Below are 9,756 nucleotides of genomic sequence, written 5' to 3' on the forward strand. Positions count from 1 at the left end.
CCTCCCTCTTCGAAGGGACCGGCGCGCGTCGCGTCGACCTGCCGACGTACGCCTTCCAGCGCGAGCACCACTGGCTGCCCGCGGCCCCCACCGTCACGCCCGCCACCGCACCCGCCGCCACCGGGCCGGAGGCGGGCCTCGGCTACCGGGTCACCTGGAAGAACCTGCGCGCCGACGATCCGGCCGACCGGCTCTCCGGCCGTTGGCTGCTCGTCGCCGACGACTCCCTCTCCGGCTCCGCGCACACCGAAGCCGCCCGCCGGGCCCTCGCCGCCCGGGGAGCCACCGTCGAGGCCCTCGCCGTCGACCCCGTCCGCGCCGACCGGTCCCTCCTGCGGGCCCTCCTCGCCGAAGCAGCCGACCGGGCCGACGCCCCGCCGCTCAGCGGGATCCTGTCCCTGCTGCCCCTCGTCCAGGGCGAGCACCCCGACCACCCCGGCCTGCCGCTCGGTCTCGCCGCAACCCTGGCCCTCGCACAGGCCTGCGCCGACGCCGGCAGCGGGGCCCGCCTGTGGGCCGCCACGGCCGGGGCCGTCGCCGTCTCGCCCGCCGAGTCCCCGTCCCCCGAGGCCGCCCAGACCTGGGGCTTCGGCCGGGTCGCCGCCCTCGAACTGCCCTCCCTGTGGGGCGGCCTCGTCGACCTGCCCGCGCAGCCCGACGCCCGCGCCTTCCAGCGCCTGGCCGCCGCCCTCGCCGCGCCCGCCGCCGACGACCAGATCGCCGTCCGGGGCTCCGGAACCTACGGCCGCCGCCTCGTCCCGGCCGCCGCCGGCGCGCCCGCCCCCCGTACGCCCGCCCCGCGCGGCACCGTCCTGATCCTCGGCGACCTCGCCACCGCGGCCGGACCGCTGGCCCGCCGGCTGCTCACCGCCGGCGCGGACCGCGTGGTCCTCGCCGGTGCGGCCGACACCTTGGGCGACGACACCGGCGCCGGACGCCCCGACGACCGGATCACCGTCGTACCGTGCGACCCCGCCGACGACGGCCGGCTGCGCGAACTCCTCGACCGCTACGCGCCGTCCGCCGTCTACGTCGCCCCGCCCACCGCCCCCCTCACCACCCTCGCCGAGACCACGATCGAGGGCTTCGCGGCGGCCGTCACCGCCAAGACGGGCCTGGCCGCCCGCCTCCACGCCCTCCTCGGCGCCACCGGCAGGGAACTCGACGCCCTCGTCCTGTTCTCCTCCGTCGCCGGCGTGTGGGGCGGCGCCGGCCAGGGCGGATACGCCGCCGGCACCGCCTACCTCGACGCCCTCGCCGAAGCCCGCCGCGGCCTCGGCCTGCCCGCCGCCTCCATCGCCTGGACCCCCTGGGAAGGCTCCCTCACCGGCCCCGCCGCCGAGCAGACGCTCCGCGCGGGCCTGCGGTTCCTGGACCCGGACCGGGCCCTCGACGCCCTCGACGCGGTGCTGGCCGGCAGGGACACCGCCGTCGCCGTCGCCGACGTCGACTGGGCGCGGTTCTCCGCCGCCTACACCGCCGCCCGCCCCTCCGCACTGCTCGACGACCTGCCCGCCGTACGTGCCCTGCGTGCCGCCGAGCGCGCGGCCGCCGAAGCCGCCGGGGCCGCCGGAGGACCGTCCGCGACCCGGATCGCGGGCGCCCTGCGCGGACGGCCGGAACAGGAGCAGCGGCGCGAGCTGCTGCGCCTCGTCCGCACCCACGCCGCGGCCGTCCTCGGCCACGCCTCGCCCGGAGGCATCGACCCCGAGCGGGCGTTCAGGGAACTCGGCCTGAACTCGGTGACCGCCGTCGAACTGCGCAACCGGCTCCGCGAGGCCACCGGACTGGACCTGGCCGCCTCCCTCGTCTTCGACCACCCCACCAGCGCGGCCGTCGCCCGCCACCTCCACGAGCTGGCCTCCGGCACCGGGCCCGAAGGGCAGGCGGACGGGCCGTTCGCCACCGTCCCCGCCGGCGGGGACGCCGAGCCCGTCGCCGTCGTCGCCATGGCCTGCCGCTTCCCCGGCGGCGTCAACACCCCCGACGACCTGTGGCGGCTGCTGCGCGGCGGCGGCGACGCCATCACCACCTTCCCCACCAACCGCGGCTGGGACCTCGACGGCCTCTACGACCCCGACCCCGAGGCGAAGGGCCGCACGTACGTCCGCGAGGGCGGGTTCCTGCACGAGGCCCCCGACTTCGACCCCGAGTTCTTCGGGATCTCCCCGCGCGAGGCCCTCGCCATGGACCCGCAGCAGCGGCTCCTGCTGGAGACCTCCTGGGAGGCCCTCGAACGCGCCGGCCTCGACCCGGCCACCCTGCGCGGCAGCCGCACCGGCGTGTTCGTCGGCACCAACGGCCAGCACTACATGCCGCTGCTCCAGAACGGCGACGAGGACTTCGACGGCTACCTCGGCACCGGCAACTCCGCCAGTGTCATGTCCGGCCGGCTCTCCTACGTCTTCGGCCTCGAAGGCCCCGCCGTCACCGTCGACACCGCCTGCTCGGCGTCCCTGGTCGCCCTCCACCTGGCCGTGCAGTCGCTGCGCCGCGGCGAATGCGGGATGGCCCTCGTCGGCGGCGCCACCGTCATGTCCACCCCCGAGATGCTCGTCGAGTTCTCCCGCCAGCGCGTCATGTCCCCCACCGGCCGCACCCGGGCCTTCGCCGCCGGCGCCGACGGCGTGGCCCTCGGCGAGGGCGCCGGCATGCTGCTCGTCGAGCGGCTCTCCGACGCCGAACGCCTCGGACACCCCGTCCTCGCCGTGATCCGCGGGTCGGCCGTCAACCAGGACGGCGCCAGCAACGGCCTCACCGCCCCCAGCGGCCCCTCCCAGCAGCGGGTCATCCGCCAGGCCCTCGCCGACGCCGGCCTGGAACCCCAGGACGTCGACGCCGTCGAGGCGCACGGCACCGGCACCGCACTCGGCGACCCCATCGAGGCCCAGGCCGTCCTCGCCACCTACGGCCGGGACCGCGACCCAGCGCGGCCGCTGCGCCTGGGCTCCGTGAAGTCCAACATCGGCCACACCCAGGCCGCCGCGGGCGTCGCCGGCGTCATCAAGATGGTCCTCGCCCTGCGCGGCGGGACCCTGCCCCGCACCCTGCACGTCGACGCGCCCACCCCGCGCGTCGACTGGAGCTCCGGAGCGGTCTCCCTCCTCACCGAGGACCTGGAGTGGCGGGGGGACGGGACCCCGCGCCGCGCCGCCGTCTCCGCCTTCGGCATCAGCGGGACCAACGCCCACGTCATCCTCGAAGAGGCGCCCCACCCGGCCGCACCGGCCCCCGCCACCGCACCGGAGGACGACCCCGACGCCTGGGCGGACGTCACCGTCCCGCTGCTGCTGTCCGCCCGCTCCGAGACCGCCCTGCGCGCCCAGGCGGCCCGGCTGCGCGCCGGACTCGTCGAACACCCCGGCACGCACCCCGCCGACGCCGGATACACCCTGCTGACGGCCCGCTCCCGCTTCGAACGGCGCGCCGCAGTCATCGGCGAGAGCCGCGAGGAGATCCTCGAAGCCCTGGGCGCCCTCGCCCAGGACCGGCCGCACCTCGCCGTGCTCCGCGGCTCCGCCGGACCCGGCGACCGCATCGCGTTCGTCTTCCCCGGCCAGGGCTCCCAGTGGCCCGCCATGGCCGAAGGCCTCCTGGACCGCTCCGCGGCCTTCCGGGAGACCGCAGCCGCCTGCGACGAGGCCCTGCGCCCCTACCTGGACTGGTCCGTCATGGACGTCCTGCGCCAGGTCCCCGGAGCGCCCTCGCTCGCCCGCGTCGACGTCGTCCAGCCCGTCCTGTTCACCATGATGGTGTCGCTCGCCGCCACCTGGCGCTCCCTCGGCGTCCACCCGTCGGCCGTCGTCGGCCACTCCCAGGGCGAGATCGCCGCCGCCTACGTCTGCGGCGGCCTCTCCCTCGACGACGCCGCCCGGATCGTCGCCCTGCGCAGCCAGGCCTGGCTCACCCTCGCCGGCAAGGGCGGCATGATCGCCGCATCGCTGCCCCCCGCCGAACTGCGCGCCCGCCTGGAGCGGTTCGGCGACCGGCTGTCCGTCGCCGCCGTCAACAGCCCCGGCACCGCCGCCGTCGCCGGCGAGCCCGCCGCCCTGCGCGAACTCCTCGACGAGCTCACCGCCGAAGGCGTCCACGCCCGGGCCATCCCCGGTGTCGACACCGCCGGGCACTCCGCCCAGGTCGACGCCCTCAAGGAGCACCTCCTGGAGGTCCTCGCCCCGGTCGCCCCGCGCAGCGGCGACATCCCCTTCTACTCCACCGTCACCGGCGGCCTCCTCGACACCGCCGCCCTGGACCGCGACTACTGGTACCGCAACATGCGCGAACCCGTCGAGTTCGAGCGTGCCACCCGGGCGCTGATCGCCGACGGCCACGAGGTCTTCCTCGAACCCAGCCCCCACCCGATGCTCTCCGCCTCCCTCCAGGAGACCGTCGCCGACGCCGGCGCCCACGCCGCCGTCCTCGCCACCCTGCGCCGGGAGAAGGGGGGCGCCCGCTGGTTCGCCGCCGCCCTCGGCATGGCCCACGTCAGCGGCGTCGAGATCGACGCCGACGCCCTCTTCGGCAAGGACTCGCGCCGCGTCGACCTCCCGACCTACCCCTTCCAGCGGGAACGCTACTGGTACAACGCGCCCGCCCGGCGCGGCGACGCCGCCTCCATCGGCCTCCACGAGGCAGGCCACCCGCTGCTCGGCGGCGGCGTCGAACTCCCCGAGTCCGGGTCCGTCGTCTACACCGCCCGCGTCGGCGCCGACACCCACCCCTGGCTCGCCGACCACGCCCTGCTGGGCACCGTCCTGCTGCCCGGCGCCGCCCTCGTCGAGCTGGCCCTGTGGGCCAGCCGGCAGTCCGGCTGCGGCCGCCTCGACGAACTGATCCTCCAGGCACCCGTCGTCCTGCCCGACGACGGCGCCGTCGAACTCCGCGTCCAGGTCACCGCCGCCGACGCCGACGGCCGGCGCACCCTCACCGTCCACTCCCGCGAGGCCGGCGCCGCCCCCGGCTCCCCCTGGCAGCGGCACGCCGAAGCCACCCTCGCCCCCGACGCCGACACCCCGCCCGCCCCGCGGCCCCTGCCCTGGCCGGCCGCCGCGGACCGGCCCGCCGGACGCCCCGGACCCGACGCGTTCTACGAGGAGTTCACCGCCCGCGGCTACGACTACGGGCCGCACTTCCGCGGCTTCCACGACGGCTGGCGCGACGACACCGCCGTCCACGCCGAGATCGCCCTCCCGCCCCGCACCCGCGAGGCCTCCGCCGGCTACGGCATCCACCCCGCCCTCCTCGACGCCGCCCTCCAGACGATGAGCCTCGGCGCCTTCTTCCCCGACGACGGCAAGGCCCGCATGCCCTTCGCCGTCCGCGGCGTACGCCTGTACGGCGAGGGCGCCGACCGGCTGCGGGTGACCCTCACCCCCGCCGGCGAGGACGCCGTCACCCTCCACGCCACCGACGACACCGGCCGGCCCGTCCTCGACATCGGCGAACTCCGCGTCCGCACCGTCTCCGACGAACAGCTCGCCGCCGCGTCCGGTCCCGCCGGCGGCCGCCACGGCGGCTCCCTGTACGAGGTCACCTGGCCGAAGCAGCACACTCCCGCGGCCCCGCTGCCCGTGCGGACCGCCGTCGTCGGCGAGGACCACGCCAAGGTCCTCGCCGCCCTGGAGACCGCCGGCACCCCCGCCGACTGGTACCCCGACCTGCCCGCGCTCCTCGCCGCCACCGCCGACGGACCGGCCCCCGACACCGTCGCCGTGTCCTTCCCGCACCACCCCCGCCCCGACGCCGCGACCGCCCACACGACCGCCCACCGGGCCCTGGACCTCGCCCGGGCCTGGCTCGACGCGGGCGACCGGCTCGCCGGCACCACCCTCACCCTGATCACCCGCGGCGCCGTCGCCACCACCCCCGGCGAACACGTCACCGACCCGGCCACCGCCACCGTCTGGGGCCTCGTCCGCTCCGCCCAGTCCGAGGAACCGGGCCGCTTCACCCTCCTCGACCTCGACCCGGCCGGCGACCCGGACACCGCCGCCCTCTCCGCCGCCCTCGCCTCCGGCGAACCCCAGCTCGCCGTCCGCGGCGCCACCGTGCGGGCCCCCCGCCTGGCCCGCTCCGGCGACCACCCCGGCGACCTCCTGCTCCCGCCCCCCGGCACCCCCGCCTGGCGGCTCGCCACCAGCGGCACCGGCACCCTGGAGGGCCTGCGCCTCGCCCCCGCCCCCGACACCCTGGCACCCCTGGAGGAGGGCCAGGTCCGCATCGCCGTACGTGCCGCCGGCATCAACTTCCGCGACACCCTCATCGCCCTCGGCATGTACCCCGGCGACCCCGTCATGGGCGCCGAAGGCGCGGGCGTCGTCGCCGAGGTCGGCCCCGGCGTCACCACCGTCGCCCCCGGCGACCGGGTCCTCGGCATGTGGACGGGCGGCTTCGGCCCCTACGCCGTCGCCGACCACCGCATGCTCGCCCCCGTCCCGGCCGGCTGGACCTTCGCCCAGGCCGCGTCCGTACCCGCCGTCTTCCTCACCGCCCACTACGCGCTGACCCGCCTCGCCCGAGCCACCCCCGGCCAGTCCCTCCTCGTCCACGCGGCCGCCGGCGGCGTCGGCATGGCCGCCCTCCAGCTGGCCCGCCACCACGGCCTCACCGTCTACGCCACCGCGAGCACCGGCAAATGGGACACCCTGCGCGCCCGCGGCCTCACCGACGACGCCATCGCCGACTCCCGCACCACCGGCTTCGCCGACGCCTTCCTCGCCGCCACCGGCGGCCGGGGCGTGGACATCGTCCTCAACTCCCTCACCGGGGAGTTCGTCGACGCCTCCCTGCGCCTCCTGCCCCGCGGCGGCCACTTCCTGGAACTCGGCAAGGCCGACGTCCGCGACCCCGAAGCCGTCGCCGCGGCCCACCCCGGTACCCGCTACCAGGCGTTCGACCTGGTCCAGGCCGGCCCCGACACCGTCGGCGAGATGCTCCGCGAACTCCTCGCCCTCTTCGAAGCGGGCGTGCTGGAGCCGCTGCCGCTCACCGTCCACGAGGTCCGCCACGCCCGCGAGGCGTTCCGCACCCTCAGCCAGGCCCGGCACACCGGCAAGCTCGTCCTCACCCTGCCGCCCGCCTTCGGCCCCCACGGCACCGTCCTCGTCACCGGCGGCACCGGCACCCTCGGCAGCGCCGTCGCCCGCCACCTCGTCACCGCGCACGGCGTCCGCCACCTCGTCCTCGCCGGCCGCCAGGGCCCCGACGCCGAAGGCGCCCCCGAACTCGCCGCCGAACTCGGCGCGCTCGGCGCCCGCGTCACCCTCGCCGCCTGCGACGCCGGAGACCGGGCCCAGCTCGCCGCGCTCCTCGCCGCGATCCCCGCGGACGCCCCCCTCACCGGCGTCGTCCACACCGCCGGCGTCCTCGCGGACGCCACCCTGCCCACCCTCACCCCCGAAGCCCTGGACACCGTCCTGCACCCCAAGGTCGACGCCGTCCTCAACCTGCACGAACTGACCCGCGACCACGACCTGTCCGCGTTCGTCCTCTACTCCTCCTCGTCCGCCCTGTTCGGCAGCCCCGGCCAAGGCGGCTACGCGGCCGCCAACGCCTTCCTCGACGCCTTCGCCGGCTACCGCCGCTCCCTCGGCCTGCCCGGCGTCTCCCTCGCCTGGGGCCTGTGGGCGACCGACAGCCGCATGGCCGGACACCTCGACCAGGACGGCATGCACCGCCGCCTCGCCCGGGGCGGGATCATGCCCCTCACCGACACCGAGGGCCTCGCCCTCTTCGACGCCGCCCAGGCCGTCGACAGCCCCCTCCAGGTCCCCATCCGCCTCAACCCCGCGGCCCTGCGCGCCGCCGGCCCCGTCCCCGCCTTCCTCACCGACCTCGTCGGCGGCGGCCGGGAGACCACCGGCACCCGGCAGCACACCGGCCCCGCCGAAACCCTCGCCGACCGGATCGCCGGCCTGCCCGCCGACGAACGCGAGGAACTGCTCCTCGACGCCGTACGGGCCCACGCCGCCGCCGTACTCGGCCACGGAGCAGCGGAGGACGTCCTCACCGACCGGGCCTTCAAGGAACTCGGCTTCGACTCCCTCACCGCCGTCGAGATGCGCAACCGGCTGGCCGCCGCCACCGGGCTGCGCCTGGCCGCCACCCTGGTCTTCGACCACCCCACCCCGGCCGCCCTCGCCGCCCACCTCAGCGGCGCCCTGGCCCCCGCCGACGACCAGGCCGCCCCGGCCCCAGCGGGCACCGACGCGCGCGCGGCCTCCGTCCTCGCCGAACTCGACCGCCTGGAATCCCTCTTCGGCGCCCTCTCCGGCCGGGCCGCGGAAGGCGGCGGACCCGACGAGACGGCGCACAAGGAGATCGCCGGCCGCCTCGCGGCCCTCACCGGCCTGTGGAACGGCCTCGGCGGCACACCGGCCGGCGGCGACGACCCGGCGGCCGGGTCGGTGGCCGAAGCCATCGAGGACGCCGACGACGACGAGATCTTCGCATTCATCGACGAGCGGTTCTGAACCGCCGCACAGCACGTGACGGGTGACGAGACATGGCGAACGCGAACGAAGACAAGCTCCGCGCATACCTGAAGCGGGCCACGACCGAACTGCACCGCACCGGCGAACGCCTCAAGGAACTGGAGGGACGGGCCCACGAGCCGATCGCGATCGTCGGCATGGCCTGCCGCTTCCCCGGCGGCGCCGACACCCCCGAGGACCTGTGGGAGCTGGTGTCCACCGGAACCGACACCGTCTCGCCATTCCCCGCCGACCGCGGCTGGGACGTCGAGGGCCTCTACGACCCCGACCCGGACGCGGCCGGCCGCTCGTACTGCCGCGAAGGGGGCTTCCTGAACGCCGCCGGAGCCTTCGACCCCGGCTTCTTCGGAATCTCCCCCCGCGAGGCCGTCGCCATGGACCCCCAGCAGCGGCTGCTGCTGGAAACCTCCTGGGAGGCCCTGGAACGGGCCGGCATCGACCCCCGCTCCCTGCACGGCAGCCGCACCGGCGTCTTCGTCGGCGCCTGGGACGGCGGCTACACCAGCGGGGTCCGCGCACCCTCCGCCCAGCTCGAAGGCGACCTCCTCACCGGCAGCGTCGTCAGCTTCACCTCGGGCCGCATCTCCTACACCCTCGGCCTGGAGGGCCCCGCCGTCACCGTCGACACCGCCTGCTCCTCCTCGCTGGTCGCCCTCCACCAGGCCGCCCAGTCCCTGCGCCGCGGCGAATGCGACCTCGCCCTGGCCGGCGGCGTCACCGTCATGTCGACCCCGGCCGTGTTCGTCCAGTTCTCCCGCCAGCGCGGTGTCGCCGCCGACGGCCGCTGCAAGGCCTTCGCCGACACCGCCGACGGCTTCGGCCCGGGCGAGGGCGCCGGGATCCTCCTCGTGGAACGCCTCTCCGACGCCGTACGCAAGGGACACCGGGTCCTGGCCGTCCTGCGCGGCTCGGCCGTCAACCAGGACGGCGCCAGCAACGGCCTCACCGCCCCCAGCGGCGCGGCCCAGCAGCGCGTCATCCGCCAGGCCCTCGCCGACGCCCAGGTCACCGCCGCCGACGTGGACGCGGTCGAGGCACACGGCACCGGCACGAAGCTGGGCGACCCCATCGAGGTCCAGGCCCTCATGGACACCTACGGCAGCGCCCGCACGGCCGGACGGCCGCTGTGGCTGGGCTCCCTCAAGTCCAACATCGGGCACGCGCAGGCCGCCGCCGGGGTCGCCGGCGTCATCAAGATGGTGATGGCGCTGGAACACGGGCGTCTTCCGAAGACGCTGCACGTGGATGCGCCGTCTTCGCAGGT

At 76.6% G+C, this 9,756-nt stretch carries 2 protein-coding genes; both read left to right on the forward strand.

The window, feature by feature from the left end; translation table 11 throughout:
* Positions 1–8,471, forward strand: an 8,471-nt coding sequence (locus tag WDV06_RS34335) for an SDR family NAD(P)-dependent oxidoreductase (protein WP_395513742.1), incomplete at its 5' end; no start/stop codon positions are given.
* Positions 8,472–8,503: 32 nt separating this feature from the next.
* Positions 8,504–9,756 (forward strand): beta-ketoacyl synthase N-terminal-like domain-containing protein (locus WDV06_RS34340; protein WP_395513743.1); only part of this gene is annotated, 1,253 nt, incomplete at its 3' end.

Origin of the sequence: Streptomyces racemochromogenes, from assembly GCF_044129415.1 — a bacterium.
Taxonomy (GTDB): domain Bacteria; phylum Actinomycetota; class Actinomycetes; order Streptomycetales; family Streptomycetaceae; genus Streptomyces; species Streptomyces racemochromogenes_A.